This window comes from Leclercia sp. J807 (genome assembly GCF_009734465.1).
Lineage (GTDB): Bacteria > Pseudomonadota > Gammaproteobacteria > Enterobacterales > Enterobacteriaceae > Enterobacter.
This window is the reverse complement of record NZ_CP046446.1, coordinates 3,432,249-3,452,527: the sequence shown is the minus strand read 5'-3', so window position 1 is coordinate 3,452,527 and position 20,279 is coordinate 3,432,249. Positions and strand designations below refer to the sequence as shown.

The following is a 20,279-nucleotide window of genomic DNA, read 5'->3' as shown; positions in this document are numbered from 1 at the left end:
GTCAGGCCTTTTTGCGGGCGCGGGTTTTTCTGGCTGGCGTCACACCTTTCACTTCGCTTTCCACCCAGCCGTCTGACAGGCGGGTAGTAAGCACATCACCCGCTTTAACCTGTTTCGTCTGCTTCAGCACTTTGCCGTCGGTTGCCGTGGTCACGCTGTAGCCGCGCGCCAGCGTCGAGAGCGGGCTGACCGCTTCCAGATGGGTGACCGCGTTACCAAAACGTTCGCGGGTGCTGCTCAGGCGGGCACGCAGATTCTCCGCAAGGCGATACTCCAGCTGCTGAATGCGGGTTTGTGCGCGATAAATACGCGGCTGCGGGTTGTGCTGGTTCAGGCGCTGGGTAACGCGCTGCTGGCGCTGTACCGCCCGTTTAAGCTGACTCTCCACCGCCACGTTCATCCGCTGGCGCAGACGCTCCAGCACCGTTTGCTGGCGCGCCAGACGCAACTGAGGATGCTGCTGCTGCAGACGATGATGAAGCTGGGTAAAGCGGCGGGTGCGGTTGGCAAGGAAATAGTCCATCGCCATCTCCAGCCGTTGCTGGCCGTTTTGCAGCTGGCGCAGCAGCTCGAGCTGGTTACGGCTCACTATCTCTGCCGCAGCGGACGGTGTGGGGGCCCGCAGGTCAGCAACAAAATCGGCGATGGTGACGTCAGTTTCGTGCCCGACGGCGCTCACTACCGGTATCCGGCTGGCAAAAATTGCCCGCGCCACGCGTTCGTCGTTAAAGCTCCAGAGATCTTCCAGCGAGCCGCCGCCACGCCCGACAATCAGCACATCACACTCCTGACGGGCGTTAGCAAGCTCAATGGCGCGGACAATCTGCCCCGGCGCATCGTCGCCCTGCACCGCGGTCGGATAGATAACGACCGGCAGGGAAGGGTCGCGGCGTTTCAGGACGTGCAGAATGTCATGCAGCGCGGCGCCGGTTTTCGAGGTGATCACCCCCACGCAGTGGGCGGGGGAGGGGAGCGGTTGTTTGTACTGCTGATCGAACAGGCCCTCAGCGGAAAGCGCCGCTTTCAGCTGCTCATATTTCTGCTGAAGAAGCCCTTCCCCTGCAGGCTGCATGCTCTCGACGATAATCTGATAGTCACCGCGCGGCTCGTACAGCGTGATACTGGCGCGAACCAGCACCTGCTGCCCGTGCTGCGGACGGAAGGTCACCCGGCGGTTGCTGTTGCGGAACATCGCGCAGCGCACCTGAGCGGTGTTGTCCTTCAGGGTGAAGTACCAGTGACCGGACGCCGGCTGGGTGAAATTGGAGATCTCCCCGCTGATCCACACCTGGCCTATTTCCTGCTCAAGCAGCAAGCGGACCGTCTGATTCAGGCGGCTGACAGTATAAATTGAGGGGGACTGGGAGGATAACATGTGAGCGGGATCAAATTCTAAATCAGCAGGTTATTCAGTCGATAGTAACCTGATAAGAGGCAATCGCAAGCATTATTTATAAAAAAGTGTGGATGCAATCGGTTACGCTCTGTATAATGCCACGGCAATATTTAACCACCCAGGTCAGAGATATTGCCCATGCTACGTATCGCTAAAGAAGCACTGACGTTTGACGACGTCCTCCTCGTTCCCGCTCATTCCACCGTTCTGCCGAATACTGCCGACCTCAGCACGCAGTTAACCAAGACCATTCGCCTGAACATTCCTATGCTCTCCGCGGCAATGGACACCGTGACGGAAGCGCGCCTGGCTATCGCCCTGGCTCAGGAAGGCGGCATTGGCTTTATCCATAAAAACATGTCTATCGAGCGCCAGGCGGAAGAAGTTCGCCGCGTGAAGAAACATGAATCTGGCATCGTTACCGATCCACAGACCGTTCTGCCAACCACCACCCTGCACGAAGTGAAAGCGCTGACCGAGCGTAACGGTTTTGCAGGCTATCCTGTTGTCACCTCCGATAACGAACTGGTGGGCATCATCACTGGCCGTGACGTGCGTTTCGTCACCGACCTGAACCAGCCGGTCAGCGTCTACATGACCCCGAAAGAGCGTCTGGTTACCGTGCGTGAAGGCGAATCCCGTGACGTGGTCTTCGCAAAAATGCACGAAAAACGCGTTGAAAAAGCGCTGGTTGTGGACGACAGCTTCCACCTGCGCGGCATGATCACCGTTAAAGACTTCCAGAAAGCAGAACGTAAACCGAACGCCTGTAAAGACGAGCATGGCCGTCTGCGCGTTGGCGCGGCGGTGGGCGCAGGCGCTGGCAACGAAGAACGTGTTGACGCACTGGTTGCGGCGGGCGTTGACGTGCTGCTGATCGACTCCTCTCATGGCCACTCCGAAGGCGTTCTCCAGCGTATTCGTGAGACCCGTGCAAAATACCCTGACCTGCAGATCATCGGCGGTAACGTGGCAACCGGCGCGGGCGCGCGTGCCCTGGCTGAAGCTGGCTGTAGCGCAGTGAAAGTGGGTATCGGCCCAGGCTCCATCTGTACCACCCGTATCGTGACCGGCGTGGGCGTTCCGCAGATCACCGCCGTGTCTGACGCGGTTGAAGCGCTGGAAGGTACCGGTATTCCGGTTATCGCTGACGGCGGTATCCGTTTCTCTGGTGATATCGCGAAAGCGATCGCGGCCGGTGCGGCAGCGGTAATGGTGGGCTCCATGCTGGCCGGTACCGAAGAGTCCCCGGGCGAAATCGAACTGTTCCAGGGCCGTTCTTATAAATCTTACCGCGGCATGGGCTCTCTGGGCGCGATGTCCAAAGGCTCCTCCGACCGTTACTTCCAGACCGATAACGCTGCCGACAAACTGGTGCCGGAAGGTATCGAAGGCCGTGTGGCCTATAAAGGCTACCTGAAAGAGATCATCCACCAGCAGATGGGCGGCCTGCGCTCCTGTATGGGCCTGACCGGCTGTGGTACTATCGACCTGTTACGTACCAAAGCGGAGTTTGTACGTATCAGCGGTGCGGGTATCCAGGAAAGCCACGTTCACGACGTGACCATCACCAAAGAGTCCCCGAACTACCGCATGGGCTCCTGATAAATTTCCACGCCCGGCTATATGCCGGGCGATTTTGTTTCACTTGCCTCGGAATTAGCGTCAATGACGGAAAATATTCATAAACATCGCATTCTCATTCTGGATTTCGGTTCGCAGTACACTCAGCTGGTGGCACGTCGCGTCCGTGAGCTGGGCGTTTACTGTGAACTGTGGGCGTGGGATGTCACGGAAGCACAGATTCGCGAATTCAACCCAAGCGGTATCATTCTCTCTGGTGGCCCGGAAAGCACCACCGAAGATAACAGCCCGCGCGCGCCGCAGTATGTGTTCGAAGCCGGTGTGCCGGTGTTCGGCGTCTGCTACGGCATGCAGACCATGGCGATGCAACTGGGTGGCCATGTTGAAGGTTCCAACGAACGTGAGTTCGGCTATGCACAGGTTGAAGTACAGACCGACAGCGCCCTGATCCGCGGTATCGAAGACTCCCTGACCGCCGACGGCAAAGCGCTGCTGGATGTCTGGATGAGCCACGGCGATAAAGTCACCGCTATCCCGTCCGACTTCGTGACCGTTGCCAGCACCGAGAGCTGCCCGTTTGCTATCATGGCGAACGAAGAGAAGCGCTTCTACGGCGTGCAGTTCCACCCGGAAGTGACCCACACCCGTCAGGGTATGCGCATGCTGGAGCGCTTTGTTCGCGATATCTGCCAGTGTGAAGCGCTGTGGACGCCAGCAAAAATCATCGACGACGCCGTGGAGCGTATCCGCCAGCAGGTGGGTGACGACAAAGTGATCCTCGGCCTGTCCGGTGGCGTTGACTCCTCCGTGACTGCGATGCTGCTGCACCGCGCCATCGGCAAAAACCTGACCTGCGTCTTCGTCGACAATGGTCTGCTGCGCCTGAACGAAGCCCAGCAGGTGATGGACATGTTCGGTGACCACTTCGGTCTGAACATCGTTCACGTGGAAGGCGAGCAGCGCTTCCTCGACGCGCTGGCGGGTGAAAACGATCCGGAAGCCAAACGTAAAATCATTGGCCGCGTCTTCGTTGAAGTGTTCGACGAAGAAGCGCTGAAGCTGGAAGATGTGAAGTGGCTGGCGCAGGGCACCATCTACCCTGACGTGATCGAATCCGCAGCATCTGCCACCGGTAAAGCACACGTCATCAAATCTCACCACAACGTGGGCGGCCTGCCGAAAGAGATGAAGATGGGCCTTGTTGAACCGCTGCGCGAGCTGTTCAAAGACGAAGTGCGTAAGATCGGTCTGGAGCTGGGTCTGCCGTACGACATGCTCTACCGTCACCCGTTCCCGGGGCCAGGTCTGGGCGTGCGCGTGCTGGGCGAAGTGAAGAAAGAGTACTGCGACCTGCTGCGTCGCGCCGATGCGATCTTCATCGAAGAGCTGCACAAAGCTGACCTGTACAACAAAGTGAGCCAGGCGTTCACCGTCTTCCTGCCGGTTCGTTCTGTAGGCGTAATGGGCGATGGCCGTAAGTACGACTGGGTTGTCTCCCTGCGTGCGGTAGAGACCATCGACTTTATGACTGCCCACTGGGCGCACCTGCCGTATGACTTCCTGGGGCGCGTATCCAACCGCATCATCAACGAAGTGAACGGTATTTCCCGCGTGGTGTATGACATCAGCGGTAAGCCACCAGCGACGATTGAGTGGGAATAATTCCCGCCTGTTAAGCGCTGATAAATCAAGCCCGCATCGCGCGGGCTTTTTATTGCCTGTCTCATTTCTCCGCTTGCTCAATCACCCGGGCAACTTCCTCGGGATGACTCACCATCGACACATGGCTTGCCGCCACCTCGCTGGTTTTCGCATCAATCGCTTTCGCCATTGCCCGCTCCAGATCCGGGTTGATCATCCGGTCACTCTTGCTGACCACATACCAGCTCGGTTTATCGTGCCAGGCCGCATGCGTGACCTTTTCTGCAAAGGCATCCGCACGGATCGGACCCTGAGTAGCGGTCAGCCTGTTTTGCTCAGCAGCCTTAATGTCCGGCGCAAAGTCCTGGCGTACCGATTTTTCAGGCAAATAGAGAAAACCGTCCGCGGTTTTGACGATGCCTGCGCTGCCCGGCGGGGCGGGGTAGCTCCCCACCAGATCCGCCGTCGACTTGCCCGAGTCAGGGGCAAACGCCGCCACGTAAACCAGCGCTTTGACCCGCGCATCGTTACCCGCCTCGCTTATCACCATCCCGCCCCAGGAGTGCCCCACCAGCACCACATCCCCGTGGGCCCGGGCGATAGCGCGCTGGGTTGCGGCGATATCCTCTTTCAGCGAGGTGAGGGGCAACTGAACGGCGATGACCTCGGTATGTTGGCGTTGCAGCTTGTCGATCACGCGGTTCCAGCTGCTGCCGTCGGCAAAAGCGCCGTGCACCAGCACCACGGTTTTATTATTCGCCAGCGCGGAGCCACTGGCGGCGGCCAGCAGCAGGCCCACCGCAACGGTATGGATAAACAGTTTTTTCATGGTTACGCCTCAGCGATAAATATCGGCGGTGCCGGACAGGGTATTGTTCCCCCCGGCGGAGGTAATATGAAATGCGCTGGCGCCCGCTTTATCGGCTTTGGCCTGCAGTTTCGCCTCCAAATCCGCCAGCGACGTTGCGCCGCTGCTGTCGGAAACGGTGCCAATCTTTTGCTCTCCCTGAGGATGATCAATCTCCTGGGCGGCGAAAGCGGAAGAGGCCATTGCGGCGGTGAAGGTCAGAACAGCAATCAGTAATGTTTTCATGGTTTAAATCCTCAAAAATAAGTCAGGGGTTGCGTTCAGTGCATAACCGCGGCATGCGGCGGCACGGTGAATTCGACGGTCTTGCGATCAACAGGTTTATGGGTTGGGTCGGCGAGAATAAGGGTCACCTTGTGATGACCTGCGGGCAGACCCACCAGAATGACCGGCTCGCCGCTGGCGTCGGCCCAGTGCCAGGGGTTGTCATCCACGATGACGTGGATATGGCCGATGCGCGGCGTCACTTTCAACGCCTCGGGTCCGAACACCGGTTCAATGCGCATGTTCTCTGCGCGGTATTGAATAAAGACCGCGCCTTTACTCAGCGGACCCGCCAGCGGCGGATCCACAATCAGCTTTGCCGGAGGCTGGGGCTGTTCGAGCGGTGCGACGGCAGCAGGGCCATTCACATCCGCGGCACTGAGCCCGCTTAACGGCGCGGCCCAGGTACAGCCTGATGACAAGGCGAACAGCGTGAGCAGGATATTTCGATGCATCATCCGGGTATCTCCTCTTCAGGTAATCAGTGACGACAGGTACAGAAAACCATTTTTATGTATCGGGTCTGTTTGCTGTGGGCGGCTTTTTTGTATGGCTGCGTAAGCAGGGCGGCGTGGATACAGTGCGATACATTCCGCGCATGCGCAGGGCTGTTTCTGCTGGCATGGTGTCTGCAGAGGCACCCGGGTGCGTGCTAAAGCAAACAGGAGAACGACCATCATGAATCACGAAAAAGTAGCGTTGGTTTTCGGCGGGGCGCGCGGGATCGGAGCGGCCATTGCGGCGCGACTGGCGCGCGAGGGTTATCGGGTTGCCATTACCTGGGTATCACGCCCGGACCGGGCGCAGGCGCTGGTCTCAACGATTGAGCAACAGGGCGGTCAGGCGATAGCCATTGAAGCCGACAGCGCAGATGCGGCAGCAATCCAGGCGGCAGTGGATACGACGCTGCGCCACTATGGCAGGCTGGATGTCGCGGTGGTGAACGCGGGCGTGCTTCGCCTCGGTACGATTGAGGAGTATTCCCTGGCGGATCTGGATACCACTCTGGCGGTCAACGTGCGCGGTGTCTTTCTTGCCATTCAGGCAGCGGTGAAGCCGATGGCAGAAGGGGGGAGGATTATCACCATCGGCAGTAATACGGCGGTGCGTACCGGCCATGCGGGCAGCAGCGTGTATGCCATGAGTAAAGCGGCAGTCGCCTCGATGGTGCAGAACCTCGCCCTGGATCTGGCGCCACGGCGCATCACTATTAACAACATCCAGCCAGGGCCCATCGCTACCGATATGACCGCCGGGATGGCGGAGCAGATCGTTGGTAGCATTCCGTTGCAAAGAATGGGCGAGCCGGACGAAATCGCCTCGCTGGCGGCCTGGCTTGCCGGGACATCATCCGGCTACATGACCGGGGCAAGCCTGACCATTGACGGCGGATTTGTTCTTTAGTCACTCAGGGCAGGGATGCCCTCAGCATGGCGCGATGCCTGACCCTTGACGATAGCCACCGCCAGCCCGGCAATCACCAGCGTCAGCCCCCACGACAGCCACATCGCCCCAATCGTTCCTAAAGCCTTGTTCAGCCACGCATAGGCCAGTGGAGAAGCCGCCGCCATCAGCTGGGCCGGGATCAGCAGCACCCCGGTGCGTCTGGCGTACTCTTCAGGGGCAAACAACTGCAACGGCAGCGTGGCTTTGACGATGGTCACCAGCCCGTTAATCGCCCCATAGCCCAGCACAAAACCGGCGGCTGACCAGAGGAAAAGCGTACTGCTCAGGCCGAGCATAAAGCAGACCGGCATGGCAAGGGCGGTAAGCAGGGTCAGACGCAGCGGAGTGAGTCCCGCTCCGGCCACCACCTCCAGGAACCGCGCCCCGGTCTGCCCAATTCCCCATAACATGCCGATGGTCACCGGCAGGCCGACGCTGGCGATAAATTCCGGCAGATGGGTCGAGGTGCCGTTAGAGACAAAGGTGATGAGCGCGATAAACGCGGCGTACAGCCAGCTGTTGCGCCGATCCTCTCCCCCGGCACGGGCGGCGGGTTTGTTGGCTAGAGGGTGAGTTTGATTGGGTAGCGACAGGGTTAACGTGGCGCTCAGCAGGCCGAACAGGGCGTAGATCAGCAGCGCCTCACGCCAGCTCATGACCATGAGCAATGCCTCTCCCAGCGGCCAGAACATCACCGAGGCCAGCCCGCCCGCCAGCGTCACGCGGGAGATCGTTCGCCGCGCCTGCTGACCGTAAAGATTAACCAGCGCCGCAAACAGCGCGTCGTACAGCGACAGGCGCATACCGATGCCAGTTAACACCCAGGCGCTGTACCAGGTCATAAGCGAGTGTGTGTAAGCCATAAGCAGACAACCCAAGGCGATCAGCAGGGAGCCGGTCATCACCACGCGCTGGCCGCCGATCCGCGCCAGTAAGCGGGCGACAAACGGCGAGAGGGCAGCCATCACCAGCATGGCGAGCGTCAGGCCCGAGTAGATTTGCGCTGACGACCAGCCGGTATCCGCCGTCATCGCCCGGGCAAAGGTGCCCGGCATATAAAAAGAGATCCCCCAGTTGATAAGTTGGTTACAGCCGGCAGTGAGGGAGAGGGCGCGGGGCAGGGCAGGGTTTTTCATTATCTTTCATTCCATCAGGGCGTTATGCTGAGCATATCGGTTGCATCAGGACCCTGGCAGGCCGGTGCGTTTATGGCTCCTATAAGGGAAACTTTGTGATGACGACGCTGAATCTGGGACAGCTGGCGACCTTTCGCCTGGTGGTGCAGCGGGGCAGTTTTTCTGCCGCGGCGGATCTGCTGGGACTTTCACAACCGGCCGTTAGTCTGCAGATCCGCCAGCTGGAGCAGTTTCTGCAGGCGCGATTAATCGAGCGTACCGGGCGGGGGATTAAAGCCACGGCGGCCGGGCTGGCGTTACTCACGCACGGCGAGCGCATCGAGCAGGCGGTGGATGAGGCGATACGAGCGGTGGCGGCCTTCAGCCATGACGTGAGCGGAACCATTACCCTCGGAATGGGGGCGACAGCCTGCATCCACCTGCTGCCGCCTCTGTTGCAGCAGCTGCGTCAGGAGCATCCGCTGCTGCGGGTTGGCGTCACCACCGGCAATACCCTGGAGATTGTTCGCGCTATCGAGGAGAACCGTCTCGATCTGGGGCTGGTGACACTCCCGGCTGCCGGTTCTGCGCTGGCGATCGCGCCGGTAATGGATGAGGAATTTGTCTTTATCGCCGCCGGGGAAGAGCAGGGAGAGTTCGGCATGCTGACCGCAGAGCATCTGCAGGATCAGCCCTTTATCGCGTTTAGTGCGGGAAGCAGCACGCGTACGGTTATCGACGCCTGGTTCCAGGCAAGCGGCGTGGAGGTGCAGCCGGTGATGCAGTCCGGCAGCATCGAAGCGATCAAGCGTATGGTTCGTGTCGGGCTGGGGTACAGCATTATTCCCCGAATGGCGGTCGCCTGCGCGCAGGACAGGCAGGGATTATGCGTACAGTCGCTTACGCCGGTATTACAGCGCCAACTGGCTATCGTTATGCGTCAGGACAAAATACTGAGCAGAGGAATGAGCGAAATTATTCGTTTATTACAAACCGCAGAATAATTAAATTAACCAATAAAAACCAAACGATTAATTAATTGTCGATGTGGAACGCCCGGCGTAATCGACAGAGAGGCTGGATTGCTGGGCCTGTTTTTTCTCCTGATGGTGATACCAGGCACCTATAGAGGAATAGACGAAACGGCCAAGGAAAAAGAAGAAGCTGATTAGCAGTATGATACGCGTCATCCGAGTGTTAAACCGATGTCGTCTTCGCATACGTGTGGCCTGACTCACTGTTGTTTTCCTGATAATACCCTGCGGGCGGTACGTCATTAAGGCATACGGGGGGGGCAGGGGTCAATTAATTGTAATGTAAAATTCCGTCAACAACTCACTTACTTAATGTTATGTATAATAATTAGTTTATTTACGCCATTGATAATTAGCACAAAAGTAGGGTTAAAAAATGTGAATCTTATTTATCGAAATTACTATTTTTGATTTAAGTCAAATGTCACTCGCCGTTGGTAACTAAAATCTTTATTCCTTTTCGTGTAATCGTTATTTCGTCTGCACGGCAACAGCGTCAGGTTGGATGCCTGTCTGAACTACCCCTGGACGAGCGGGTTTACTATGGCATCTATGACTATTTTCTCTTTATACAAAAAATACAAAGATCACTGGTGGGCGCTGCCGTTGCTTCTGCCGATCGTGCTGCTACCCATTGCGCGCTTAGCCACTACCTACACCCAGGTTCAGGGGAGTCTGGTGGTGCTCTATTATATGCCGCTGGCGTTATTACTTGCCTTCATGCTGTTTTATGGGATGGCGGCAGTGCCTGGCATTATGGTTGCGCTCTTCCTGCACTATTATCCCTCGATTGGCGGCTACGAAACGGCCATTGCCATTGCGCATTTCCTGATCCCAATCTCCCTCAGTTGGGGTGGATATCGGGTCTTTACACCCCGGCGTAATATGACCGCCTATGGCGACCCACGGCTTATCGCGCAGCGGATGTTCTGGCAGATGTTCTGCCCGGCCTCGATTTTCCTGCTGCTGTTCCAGTTCGCGGTTTACCTCGGCGTTTACCAGGCGCGGTTTGACCTGGCCGGTATCAGTACCCCCGGGATCCGCTCGCTGATTAACTATCAGGGGTTAATGGTTGGTTGCCTGACGGGGGTGCCGTTCTGCTATGTGATCATCCGTATCCTCCGTCATCCCCGCTATCTGCGTAGCCTGATATCGCAGATAAGGGTCCAGATAGACCGCAAAGTGTCGCTGACAGAAGTCGTCATCTGGGTGCTGATCAACGGCGCATTACTGGCCTTGCTGTTATGGCCGATCAACGAAAACAGCAGCATCTTCAGTACCAACTACACGCTGTCGCTGCTGATGCCGGTCATGCTGTGGGGATCGATGCGTTTCGGTTATAAGCTGATGTCCCTGATCTGGACGCCCGTGCTGATCGTCTCTATTCACTATTTTTACCGCTACATCCCCTGGTCACAGGGATACGATATCCAGCTCACCATTACCTCCTCCAGTTATCTGGTCTTTACCTTCGTGGTGGTCTATATGGCGGTGTTGGCGACCCGACAGCGGGCCATCAATATCCGCGCCAGACGGCTGGCGTTTCTCGACCCGGTCGTACATATGCCGAACCTGCGGGCGCTTAACCGCGCGCTGGGCAAAAAGCCCTGGTCGGTGCTCTGTTTCTTGCGCATCCCTGAGCTGGAAGTGCTGGGGCGTAACTATGGGGTATTGCTGCGTATTCAGTACAAACAGAAGCTGGCCGCCTGGCTGAGCGACTCTCTGCAGCCGGACGAGTGCGTATATCAGATGTCGGGTCACGATCTGGTGTTGCGGCTGGATACCGAGTCACATCAGTCCCGCATTGAAGAGCTGGATCTGCAGATCAAACGTTTCCGCTTCCTCTGGGACGGCATGCCGCTTCAGCCGCAGGTAGGAGTTAGCTACTGTTATGTGCGCTCCCCGGTGGTACATCTCTATCTGCTGTTGGGTGAACTGGGTACCATTGCCGATCTCTCTCTGGCGACCAACCACCCGGAAAACCTGCAGCAGCGGGGCGCAATCAACCTACAACGCGGTTTGAAAGACAAAGTCGCGATGATGAATCGCGTGCAGCGGGCGCTGGAAAAAGATGAGTTTACCCTGCTGGCGCAGCCCGTACAGGGCATCCGCGGCGATAGCTATCACGAGATACTGCTCCGTCTGCAAAATGGTGATGCCGGACTGATCTCGCCCGATATTTTTCTGCCTGTTGCTCAGGAGTTTGGCCTTTCGTCGCGAATTGATCTGCTGGTGCTGGAGAAGACGCTCAAGTTTATGGCGGAGAACCGCGAAGCGTTTCCGGGGCAGCGGTTTGCCATCAACCTTTCGCCAACCTCTATCTGCCGGGCCCAGCTGCCGCTTGAGGTCAGCCGGATGTTGCAAAAATATGCCATTGAGAGCTGGCAGCTGATCTTCGAGATCACCGAAAGCAGCAGTTTTGGCAACGCGGGGCTGGCGATGCAGACCGTGAATCATCTGCAGCAGATGGGGTGCCGGATTGCCATTGATGATTTTGGTACCGGCTACGCCAGCTATGCGCGGCTGAAAAACGTGAATGCCGATATCCTGAAAATCGACGGCAGCTTTATTCGTAACATCGTCAGCAATAGCCTGGATTACCAGATTGTCGCCTCAATTTGTCATCTTGCGCGGATGAAAAAGATGCTGGTGGTGGCGGAGTATGTCGAAAGCGAAGAGATCCGCCACGCCGCTGAAGAACTGGGCATTGACTATTTTCAGGGCTATTTGATTGGCAAACCCGTGCCGCTGGAGAGTCTGCTTAGGGTTGAGGCGCTCGGTATGAGCGCCTGACGGGAGGATTACGCGGCGACGTGCGGGGAGTGCTCTTCTTCAATTTTCAGGCACCAACCGGTGACGGCGCTCCAGTACTGTTGCTCTTTTTCCAGATCCAGCAAGACCAGCGCGTTCTGGCTAAACCAGTCATGCGGGAAACTTAGCGTCCAGTGGTTATCGTCCGTGGTGAGCGTCAGCGTTGGTGGCGTCGTGGTCGCCTGGCGCTGGTTGTTGAGCAACACGCCCAGACGTAACAGCTGGATCAGCGGCAGGAACTGTTTTTTCTTGAACAGCGTAAAGCGCGGCAACTCGTCCAGCTTAACGGCTTTACGATGATAGCGCACCAGCGAGGCCATCATGGTCTGCTGCTCCTGGTTGAAGCCTGGCAGGTCGCTGTGTTGCAGAATGTAGGCCGAATGACGGTGCATCCCGCTGTGGTTGATATTGAGCCCCACTTCATGCAGCATCGCCGCCCATTTGAGCAGAGCCGCCAGCTGCGGATGCGCCAGTTTCGGGTTCTGGGCTTCCCACTGATCATACATTTGGGTCGTGGTTTCCAGCACGCGTCTGGCCTGTTCGCGGTCAATATTGTACTGGTTGGCCAGACTCTGCGCGGTGCGGCTGCGAATATCCTGATGACGGAAACGGCCTTCCATCTCATACAGCACGCCTTCGCGCAGCGCGCCGTCGGAAAGACGCAGCTCACGAATGGCCAGCGCATCGAACACGCCGCACAGAATCGCCAGACCCGGCACAAATACCGCTTTGCGCTCTTCGGAGAGACCCGGCAGGCTCAGGGCGGTAAAGCTTTTATGCTTGAGCACCTCTTCCATCAGCCGGGTCAGGCGCTCAGGGGTAATAAAGCCATCTTTTTCGCCCATCTCCACCAGCACTTCGTGTGCCGCTTTGATCGTACCCGAGGCGCCAAGCGCCACGTTCCAGCCCTGCAGACGGTATTGCCAGGCGAGGGACTCCAGCTTCTGTACCGCGGCCATGCGTGCGCGCTGGAAGTTCTCCCGGCTGATTGTCCCGCCCGGGAAATAGAGTTGGGCAAAGCTGACACAGCCCATCCGGCGGCTTTCAACCAGGTGCGGTTCAAAGTTTTCGCCGATCACCAGCTCCGTCGAGCCGCCGCCAATATCAATCACCAGCTTGCGGCCTTTTTCGGGTTGCGTATGCTCCACACCCATAAAAATCAGACGGGCTTCTTCGTTACCCGAAATGATTTCGATAGGGTAGGGGATCACCTTTTCCGCGCGCTTTAAAAATTCCGTCGCGTTCGCGGCCTGGCGCAGGGTATGCGTTCCGACAATGCAGACGCTCGATGGGGTGAAACCCTGCAGGCGTTCAGCAAACAGCGACAGGCAGTTCAGCCCGCGCTCCATCGCCTCTTCGCTGAGCATATTGTCCGCACCCAGGCCGTCAGCCAGGTGGACGCGCTGCTTCAGACGACCGATGATCTGCATTGCGCCATCCACCTCACGGGCGATGACCATGTGGAAGCTGTTAGAACCAAGGTCGACCGCAGCAAACTCCTGCGGTCGTGGGGTCTTATCGTTTATCGGCATAGGTTAATCGGGTTGCTCGAGTGATTTGATATAGTCGTAAATCGCCAGCTGTGCCCGTACTTTACGGCGATTGCCGCGCGGCACATAGCGGTTACTCAGTTCTTTATCGACATAACGTGCTTTTACAGTATCACTTAACAACAGGTCGATAATATCAAGAATTTGTTGCTTCAGCCGCGGATCGAGCAGCGGGGCCGCCACTTCAATCCGGTAATCGATGTTTCGCGTCATCCAGTCGGCGGAAGAGAGGTAGACGCGTTTATCGCCGCCGTTCTCAAAAATATAGATCCGATCGTGCTCAAGATAGCGATCGACGATGCTGATGACGCGAATATTTTCACTGATACCCTCAAGATCGGGGATCAGCGAGCACATGCCGCGGATCAGCAGATTAACCTGAACTCCCGAACTGGAGGCGGCATACAGGCGATCCACCAGCCCTTTATCGACCAGGTTGTTGAGCTTAAGCGTAATGCCGGCTGGCTGGCCGTTTTGCGCGTTGGCGATCTCGCGGTCGATCATGTCATACAGCAGACGACGGGAGTTCTGCGGGGAGACCAGCAGATAGTCGAAGCTGACCGGGCGATACGGGTTTTCGATAAAGTTAAATACCCGACGCACCTCGTTGGTGATCCGCGCATCGGCGGTCAACAGCGAGTAGTCGGTGTAGATGCGCGCGGTCTTTTCGTTGAAGTTACCGGTGCCGATATGAGCATAACGCACCACGTCATCACCCTCTTTACGGGAGATGAGGAACAGCTTGGCGTGGATCTTCAGCCCAGGAGCCGAGAAGATCACGTGTACGCCCGCTTCGGTCAGACGACGGGCCCAGTGGATGTTGGCCTCTTCATCGAAACGTGCCTGCAGCTCCACCACAACGGTCACTTTTTTGCCGTTGTGGGCAGCGTGGATCATCGCATCGATGATGCGGGAATCTTTCGCCACGCGGTAGATGTTGATTTTAATCGCCAGCACGTTGGGGTCGAACGACGCCTGACGCATCAGCTCCAGCACATGCTCAAAGGTATGGTACGGATAGTAGAGCAGGACGTCGCGCTCGCGAATGGCGTCGAAGCCGTTGCGGAACTTATCGAACCAGATGTGGCGCAGGCGGGGCAGCGGCTTGTTCACCAGGTTGGCTTTGCCGACGTTCGGGAAGCCGATAAAGTCTTTGAAGTTGTGATAGCGACCGCCCGGCACGATGGAGTCGTAGCGGGAGATGGTCAGCTTTTCGCGCAGCATCTCGACCATGGCATCGGGCATATCGCGCTGATAAACAAAGCGCACCGGTTCGGCGGTCAGACGCTGTTTGAGGCTGGAGGACATCAGCTCCATCAGGCTGGCCTCCATCTCGTGCACCAGGTCGTACTCGGCGTCACGGGTCATCTTCATGGAATAGGCGTTCAGGGCATCATAATCGAAGAAGCCCTTGAAGATATCGTCAAGGCAGTAGCGCAGGATGTTATCCAGCAGGATCATCGGTTTGCGGCGGCGTGGCGTCTCCGGCGGCAGGTTGACGAAGCGCGGCACTTTGTCTGACGGGATTTCCAGCAGCGCATAGCGGATGCTGTCGCCGCGGATAATCTCTACCGCCAGGTAGGTGTAGTCATCTTTCAGGAACTGCACCAGATCGGTTTCGCGGTTAATCAGAATCGGGGTGATGTGCTGGCGCAGATACTGTTTGAAATAGTGGCGCAGCCAGCTCTGCTGGTTAACCGAGAGCTGTCGCTCGTTAATCAGGAAGATTTGATTGCGTGCCATCTCCAGCAGCAATTCGTTATACAGGCTGTCAAATTCCTGATCGGCTTTCAGGACCCTGGACTGGATCTTGCCCAGCAGATGACGCGAATTCGAGTTTAAACCCTGCTCTTCGCTAATGATGATCCGACGCTTCAGTTCAGCAAAGCGAACTTTATAGAACTCGTCCAGGTTATTGGAGTAAATCCCCAGAAAACGCATGCGCTCAATCAGCGGGTTACTTTTGTCGGCCGCTTCCTGAAGCACGCGCTCGTTGAATGCTAACCAGCTTAGCTCTTTCTCGATGTATAACTTTTCCTGACCCATTACTACTCACACTCCAGTTCAATCACAGGACGTGGTAAATCCGTCTCGCCTTTATTATGGCGAGCATTTCCACTATATGTCCAACTGTGTCAGAAAAGTATGACAGTTAAATTTTTTCTTGAGGGATAATAGAGGGTTGGCGGGGCAAAAGGTGCTGTAGGCCGGGTAAGCGATAGTGCCACCCGGCAAAAGTTTACTCTTCCGCCGCGTGACCTTGCGGGGGTAACGGCGCGCCATCCAGCCAGGCGGCGCCGTCGCGCATTTCAAGACGGCCATCAACGAACCAGCTCACCACCAGCGGGTAGATAGCGTGCTCCTGGGTCTGCACCCGGGCGGTCACATCCTCTTCGCTGTCGCCTGCAAACACCGGCACTTTCGCCTGCAGGATCACCGGGCCACCGTCCAGTTCGTCGGTAACGAAATGGACTGAGGTGCCGTGCTCCAGGTCGCCATTGTCCAGCACCTGACGGTGGGTATTCAGGCCAGGATATTTTGGCAGCAGGGAAGGGTGGATATTCAGCAGGCGTCCGGCATAGTGCGCCACAAACGCCGGGCTGAGGATCCGCATATAGCCGGCCAGCACCACCACGTCCGGGGCATAGGCGTCGATCTCCTGCACCAGCTCGCGGTCAAAAGCCTCGCGGCTGGCAAACTGGGCGGCGCTGAGCGCATGCGCGGCAATGCCCGCGTCGCGGGCACGCTCAAGGCCGTATGCATCGGCCTTGTTACTGAATACTGCGCGGAGGGTGCCGTTGATCTTCTTCTGTTTGCAGGCATCGATGATAGCCTGCAAATTACTTCCGTTACCGGAAATGAGCACCACTATATTTTTCATTCAATGACCACACGCTGTTCGGAATCAGACGCTTTGATGACACCGATTTTCCACGCGTTTTCACCTTTCGCCTGCAGCAGCGCCAGAGCCTTGTCCACTTCGCTTGCCGGCAGGGCGATAACCATCCCCACGCCGCAGTTGAAGGTGCGGTACATCTCATGATCGCTGACGTTACCGGCATCCTGCAACCAGTTGAATACTGCTGGCCACTGCCAGGAGGATTCATCGATCACCGCCTGGGTGTTATCCGGCAGTACGCGCGGAATATTTTCCCAGAAGCCGCCGCCGGTCAGGTGGGCAATCGCGTGAACGTCCACGTTCTCAATCAGCTCCAGAATGGATTTCACATAGATGCGGGTTGGTTCGAGCAGGTGATCCGCCAGCGGTTTGCCTTCCAGCTCGGTGGTCAGCGGGTCGCAGCCGCTCACTTCAACAATTTTACGCACCAGGGAGTAGCCGTTAGAGTGCGGGCCACTGGAGCCCAGCGCAATCAGCACGTCGCCGTCGGTCACTTTGCTGCCGTCAATGATCTCTGATTTTTCGACAACGCCCACGCAGAAGCCAGCCACGTCGTAATCGTCGCCGTGGTACATGCCCGGCATTTCAGCGGTTTCACCGCCTACCAGTGCACAGCCTGACTGCAAACAGCCTTCTGCGATACCGCTGATGACGCTGGCTGCGGTGTCGACGTCCAGCTTGCCGGTCGCGTAGTAGTCGAGGAAGAACAGCGGCTCAGCGCCCTGAACCACCAGGTCGTTCACGCACATCGCGACCAGGTCTACGCCGATGGTGTCATGGCGTTTCAGATCCATCGCCAGACGCAGCTTAGTGCCTACGCCGTCGGTGCCTGAGACCAGAACCGGTTCACGGTATTTTTGTGGCAGCGCGCACAGGGCGCCGAATCCTCCCAGCCCACCCATCACTTCCGGGCGGCGGGTTTTTTTAACTACCCCTTTGATACGGTCAACCAGCGCATTACCTGCGTCAATATCTACACCGGCATCTTTGTAGCTGAGAGAAGTTTTGTTGGTCACGGCTCAAGTCCCCACGCGATTGCATTGCGATAGTAAGAAAAATCGGCGCAATTCTAACAGTCCAGGCAAACGTTTGCGAGCCCATTCTGCAACAGAAAAACGCGACCCTGAAAATCCAGAGAAAATCGCAGCTTGGCGCACAAACTTGAACCCGTTCACGAAAATGAAACCGGGTACATTCTTATTCTTGCAACCCCTTCGCTGAATGCACATCATTTCACTGAAACCGGTTTCTGTACTCTTTTTTGCCGATAATTAACGCTGAATGAGGGATATCGCATGTCAGGATTTAAAGAGGGTTTTCTGTGGGGCGGCGCGGTGGCGGCGCATCAACTTGAAGGCGGCTGGCAGGAGGGTGGGAAGGGCACGAGTGTGGCAGACGTGATGACCGCTGGCGCCCACGGCGTCCCCCGCGAAATTACCGACGGCGTACTGCCGGGCAAAAACTACCCCAACCATGAAGCCATCGATTTCTATCACCGGTACAAAGACGACATCCAGCTGTTCGCAGAAATGGGCTTTAAATGTTTCCGTACTTCCATTGCCTGGACGCGTATTTTCCCGAAAGGCGATGAACAGCAACCCAATGAGGCAGGGCTCCAGTTTTATGACGATCTGTTTGATGAGTGCCTGAAGCACGACATCGAGCCGGTGATTACCCTCTCGCACTTCGAAATGCCTTATCACCTGGTGAAAGAGTACGGCGGCTGGCGTAACCGCAAACTGATCGACTTCTTTGTGCGCTTTGCCAGCGTGGTGTTCGAGCGTTATCAGCACAAAGTGAAGTACTGGATGACCTTTAACGAGATCAACAACCAGGCCAACTTCCACGAAGATTTCGCCCCGTTTACCAACTCCGGGCTGAAGTACCAGCCGGGTGAGGATCGTGAGCCGGTGATGTTCCAGGCGGCGCACTATGAGCTGGTGGCCAGCGCCCTGGCGGTAAAAGCCGGACGCGACATCAACCCGTCGCTGAAAATTGGCTGCATGATCGCCATGTGCCCGATCTATCCCCTGACCTGCGCCCCGAATGACATGATGATGGCGATGAACGCCATGCACCGCCGCTACTGGTTCACCGATGTACACGTGCGCGGCGCCTATCCGCAGCATCTGCTGAACTACTTTGCCCGTCGCGGTTTTGCGCTGGATATCACCGAAGAGGATAAAGCGGCACTGAAGCAGGGCTGCGTGGATTACATCGGCTTCAGCTACTACATGTCGTTTGCCACCAAAGCCACGGAAGATAACCCGCAGCTCGACTACGACGAAAGCAAAAGCCTGGTCTCTAACCCCTATGTGCAGAAATCGGACTGGGGCTGGCAGATTGATCCGGTGGGGCTGCGTTACTCCCTGAACTGGTTCTGGGATCACTACCAGCTGCCGCTGTTTATTGTCGAGAACGGGTTTGGCGCCATCGACGTGCTGGAGAGCGACGGTACGGTCAATGACCAGTACCGCATTGACTATCTCAGCGCCCATATCCGTGAGATGAAAAAAGCGGTGGTGGAAGATGGCGTGGATCTGATGGGCTACACCCCGTGGGGCTGTATCGATCTGGTCTCTGCCGGAACGGGCGAGATGAAAAAACGCTATGGCTTTATCTATGTCGATAAAGACAACGAAGGTAACGGCACGCTGAATCGCAGCAAGAAAAAGTCGTTCGCCTGGTATCAGAAGGTGATCGCCAGCAACGGCGAGTCACTTTAAACGCCCACTGCCGGGTGGCGGCTTCGCCTTACCCGGCCTACAAAACCGTAGGCCCGTGCAAGCGCTGCGCCGCCGGGCGAAACCCCGCACAAAAGCCGGCGATCCCCCGCCGGTTTTTTTTGTCTCTTTTATACTCTCTGACAGCCTCTAATTCACTTTGGTTGATCCCGGTCAAGCAAGATGGGTATGGCGCTATCCGAAAAAAGCGGTATAATCCGGCGATTTTTTTTGTGGCTGCCACCCGAAGGAGAAAGAGAATGAAGATTGTGGAAGTGAAACACCCACTCGTTAAACACAAGCTGGGCCTGATGCGTGAGCATGACATCAGCACTAAGCGCTTTCGTGAACTGGCCTCTGAAGTTGGCAGCTTACTGACCTATGAAGCAACCTCCGATCTGGAAACCGAAACTGTGACCATTGAAGGCTGGAACGGCCCGGTACAGGTTGAGCAGATCAAAGGCAAAAAAATTACCGTTGTGCCAATCCTGCGCGCAGGTCTGGGCATGATGGAAGGCGTGCTGGAGCACGTCCCGAGCGCGCGTATCAGCGTGGTTGGCATCTACCGTAACGAAGAGACGCTGGAACCGGTGCCTTATTTCCAGAAGCTGGTCTCCAATATCGACGAGCGTATGGCGCTGGTCGTTGACCCGATGCTGGCCACCGGTGGCTCCATGATCGCCACCATCGATCTGCTGAAAAATGCGGGCTGTAGCAGCATCAAAGTATTGGTACTGGTTGCCGCGCCGGAAGGCATTGCCGCGCTGGAAAAAGCGCACCCGGACGTTGAACTGTACACCGCCTCTGTCGATCAGGGCCTGAACGAGCACGGGTACATCATCCCAGGACTCGGCGATGCCGGCGATAAGATTTTTGGTACTAAATAAGTGAATAACGAAAAAGAAGCCGACTTTGATAGTCGGCTTTTTTTTGAATAATAAACCCAAC

17 protein-coding genes are annotated in these 20,279 nt (G+C 56.9%); 7 read left to right on the top strand and 10 right to left on the bottom strand.

Annotated elements, in window-relative coordinates; genetic code table 11:
- Window position 1: 1 nt before the first annotated feature.
- Window positions 2-1,375: an exodeoxyribonuclease VII large subunit gene (xseA, locus tag GNG26_RS16425; RefSeq protein WP_156239547.1), complete on the bottom strand. Its 1,374-nt coding sequence runs from the start codon at window positions 1,373-1,375 to the stop codon at window positions 2-4.
- Between the two features lie 159 nt (window positions 1,376-1,534).
- Here xseA and guaB point away from each other — a divergent pair, with 159 nt between their 5' ends.
- Both guaB and guaA read left to right on the top strand, forming a co-directional pair.
- The gene (guaB, locus tag GNG26_RS16420) at window positions 1,535-3,001 is read left to right on the top strand and encodes an IMP dehydrogenase (protein WP_156239545.1); all 1,467 of its coding nucleotides are present in this window, start codon (window positions 1,535-1,537) and stop codon (window positions 2,999-3,001) included.
- A gap of 63 nt (window positions 3,002-3,064) precedes the next feature.
- A complete protein-coding gene (gene guaA, locus GNG26_RS16415; RefSeq protein WP_156239543.1) occupies window positions 3,065-4,642 on the top strand; it encodes a glutamine-hydrolyzing GMP synthase in 1,578 nt (525 codons plus the stop codon).
- A 61-nt stretch (window positions 4,643-4,703) separates the two neighbouring features.
- Here the strand turns inward: guaA and GNG26_RS16410 are convergent, their stop codons facing one another.
- The 3 genes from GNG26_RS16410 to GNG26_RS16400 are packed head-to-tail and all read right to left on the bottom strand — an operon-like array spanning window position 4,704 to window position 6,211.
- Window positions 4,704-5,450 carry an alpha/beta fold hydrolase gene (locus tag GNG26_RS16410; protein ID WP_156239541.1) on the bottom strand — a complete coding sequence of 249 codons (747 nt, stop codon included), beginning with the start codon at window positions 5,448-5,450 and terminating at the stop codon, window positions 4,704-4,706.
- A 9-nt stretch (window positions 5,451-5,459) separates the two neighbouring features.
- Window positions 5,460-5,714, bottom strand: coding sequence for a DUF1471 domain-containing protein (locus GNG26_RS16405; protein WP_103824642.1), 255 nt, complete (start codon window positions 5,712-5,714; stop codon window positions 5,460-5,462).
- A gap of 35 nt (window positions 5,715-5,749) precedes the next feature.
- The gene (locus GNG26_RS16400; RefSeq protein WP_103824643.1) at window positions 5,750-6,211 is read right to left on the bottom strand and encodes a DUF6130 family protein; all 462 of its coding nucleotides are present in this window, start codon (window positions 6,209-6,211) and stop codon (window positions 5,750-5,752) included.
- A gap of 220 nt (window positions 6,212-6,431) precedes the next feature.
- Between GNG26_RS16400 and GNG26_RS16395 the strand changes: the two genes are divergently transcribed.
- Complete coding sequence (locus GNG26_RS16395; RefSeq protein ID WP_156239539.1) at window positions 6,432-7,157, top strand: SDR family oxidoreductase; 726 nt, start codon at window positions 6,432-6,434, stop codon at window positions 7,155-7,157.
- Here GNG26_RS16395 and GNG26_RS16390 read toward each other — a convergent pair.
- Window positions 7,154-8,335: an MFS transporter gene (locus tag GNG26_RS16390; protein ID WP_156239537.1), complete on the bottom strand. Its 1,182-nt coding sequence runs from the start codon at window positions 8,333-8,335 to the stop codon at window positions 7,154-7,156. The genes GNG26_RS16395 and GNG26_RS16390 overlap by 4 nt on opposite strands.
- A 98-nt stretch (window positions 8,336-8,433) precedes the next feature.
- On the opposite strand from GNG26_RS16390, the gene GNG26_RS16385 reads away from it, so the two are divergent.
- A complete protein-coding gene (locus GNG26_RS16385; protein WP_156239535.1) occupies window positions 8,434-9,318 on the top strand; it encodes a LysR family transcriptional regulator in 885 nt (294 codons plus the stop codon).
- A 27-nt stretch (window positions 9,319-9,345) separates the two neighbouring features.
- On the opposite strand, the gene GNG26_RS16380 is transcribed toward GNG26_RS16385, so the two are convergent.
- Window positions 9,346-9,552, bottom strand: coding sequence for a YfgG family protein (locus GNG26_RS16380; protein ID WP_103180692.1), 207 nt, complete (start codon window positions 9,550-9,552; stop codon window positions 9,346-9,348).
- Between the two features lie 348 nt (window positions 9,553-9,900).
- Here GNG26_RS16380 and GNG26_RS16375 point away from each other — a divergent pair, with 348 nt between their 5' ends.
- Window positions 9,901-12,141 (top strand): EAL domain-containing protein, encoded by a 2,241-nt coding sequence (locus GNG26_RS16375; RefSeq protein ID WP_156240205.1) that lies wholly within the window; start codon window positions 9,901-9,903, stop codon window positions 12,139-12,141.
- An 8-nt stretch (window positions 12,142-12,149) separates the two neighbouring features.
- On the opposite strand, the gene ppx is transcribed toward GNG26_RS16375, so the two are convergent.
- The 4 genes from ppx to purM form a co-directional block, all read right to left on the bottom strand.
- A complete protein-coding gene (gene ppx / locus GNG26_RS16370) occupies window positions 12,150-13,691 on the bottom strand; it encodes an exopolyphosphatase (RefSeq protein WP_103824647.1) in 1,542 nt (513 codons plus the stop codon).
- Between the two features lie 3 nt (window positions 13,692-13,694).
- Window positions 13,695-15,755: a polyphosphate kinase 1 gene (gene ppk1, locus GNG26_RS16365; protein WP_156239533.1), complete on the bottom strand. Its 2,061-nt coding sequence runs from the start codon at window positions 15,753-15,755 to the stop codon at window positions 13,695-13,697.
- A 193-nt stretch (window positions 15,756-15,948) separates the two neighbouring features.
- The gene (gene purN, locus GNG26_RS16360) at window positions 15,949-16,590 is read right to left on the bottom strand and encodes a phosphoribosylglycinamide formyltransferase (protein WP_156239531.1); all 642 of its coding nucleotides are present in this window, start codon (window positions 16,588-16,590) and stop codon (window positions 15,949-15,951) included.
- Complete coding sequence (gene purM, locus GNG26_RS16355) at window positions 16,587-17,624, bottom strand: phosphoribosylformylglycinamidine cyclo-ligase (protein WP_156239529.1); 1,038 nt, start codon at window positions 17,622-17,624, stop codon at window positions 16,587-16,589. The genes purN and purM overlap by 4 nt, the downstream gene beginning before the upstream one ends.
- Window positions 17,625-17,903: 279 nt before the next feature.
- Here purM and GNG26_RS16350 point away from each other — a divergent pair, with 279 nt between their 5' ends.
- Window positions 17,904-19,334, top strand: coding sequence for a 6-phospho-beta-glucosidase (locus GNG26_RS16350; RefSeq protein WP_156239527.1), 1,431 nt, complete (start codon window positions 17,904-17,906; stop codon window positions 19,332-19,334).
- Window positions 19,335-19,591: 257 nt separating this feature from the next.
- Entirely contained in the window at window positions 19,592-20,218 is a 627-nt protein-coding gene (gene upp / locus GNG26_RS16345; RefSeq protein ID WP_032613066.1) for a uracil phosphoribosyltransferase, read from the top strand.
- Window positions 20,219-20,279: the final 61 nt, after the last annotated feature.

Excerpts from the sequence above, each read along its gene's own strand:
- xseA (WP_156239547.1), bottom strand. The coding sequence starts at position 1,375 with ATGTTATCCTCCCAGTCCCCCTCAATTTATACTGTCAGCCGCCTGAAT.
- guaB (WP_156239545.1), top strand. The coding sequence starts at position 1,535 with ATGCTACGTATCGCTAAAGAAGCACTGACGTTTGACGACGTCCTCCTC.
- guaA (WP_156239543.1), top strand. The coding sequence starts at position 3,065 with ATGACGGAAAATATTCATAAACATCGCATTCTCATTCTGGATTTCGGT.
- GNG26_RS16410 (WP_156239541.1), bottom strand. The coding sequence starts at position 5,450 with ATGAAAAAACTGTTTATCCATACCGTTGCGGTGGGCCTGCTGCTGGCC.
- GNG26_RS16405 (WP_103824642.1), bottom strand. The coding sequence starts at position 5,714 with ATGAAAACATTACTGATTGCTGTTCTGACCTTCACCGCCGCAATGGCC.
- GNG26_RS16400 (WP_103824643.1), bottom strand. The coding sequence starts at position 6,211 with ATGATGCATCGAAATATCCTGCTCACGCTGTTCGCCTTGTCATCAGGC.
- GNG26_RS16395 (WP_156239539.1), top strand. The coding sequence starts at position 6,432 with ATGAATCACGAAAAAGTAGCGTTGGTTTTCGGCGGGGCGCGCGGGATC.
- GNG26_RS16390 (WP_156239537.1), bottom strand. The coding sequence starts at position 8,335 with ATGAAAAACCCTGCCCTGCCCCGCGCCCTCTCCCTCACTGCCGGCTGT.
- GNG26_RS16385 (WP_156239535.1), top strand. The coding sequence starts at position 8,434 with ATGACGACGCTGAATCTGGGACAGCTGGCGACCTTTCGCCTGGTGGTG.
- GNG26_RS16375 (WP_156240205.1), top strand. The coding sequence starts at position 9,901 with ATGACTATTTTCTCTTTATACAAAAAATACAAAGATCACTGGTGGGCG.
- ppx (WP_103824647.1), bottom strand. The coding sequence starts at position 13,691 with ATGCCGATAAACGATAAGACCCCACGACCGCAGGAGTTTGCTGCGGTC.
- ppk1 (WP_156239533.1), bottom strand. The coding sequence starts at position 15,755 with ATGGGTCAGGAAAAGTTATACATCGAGAAAGAGCTAAGCTGGTTAGCA.
- purN (WP_156239531.1), bottom strand. The coding sequence starts at position 16,590 with ATGAAAAATATAGTGGTGCTCATTTCCGGTAACGGAAGTAATTTGCAG.
- GNG26_RS16350 (WP_156239527.1), top strand. The coding sequence starts at position 17,904 with ATGTCAGGATTTAAAGAGGGTTTTCTGTGGGGCGGCGCGGTGGCGGCG.
- upp (WP_032613066.1), top strand. The coding sequence starts at position 19,592 with ATGAAGATTGTGGAAGTGAAACACCCACTCGTTAAACACAAGCTGGGC.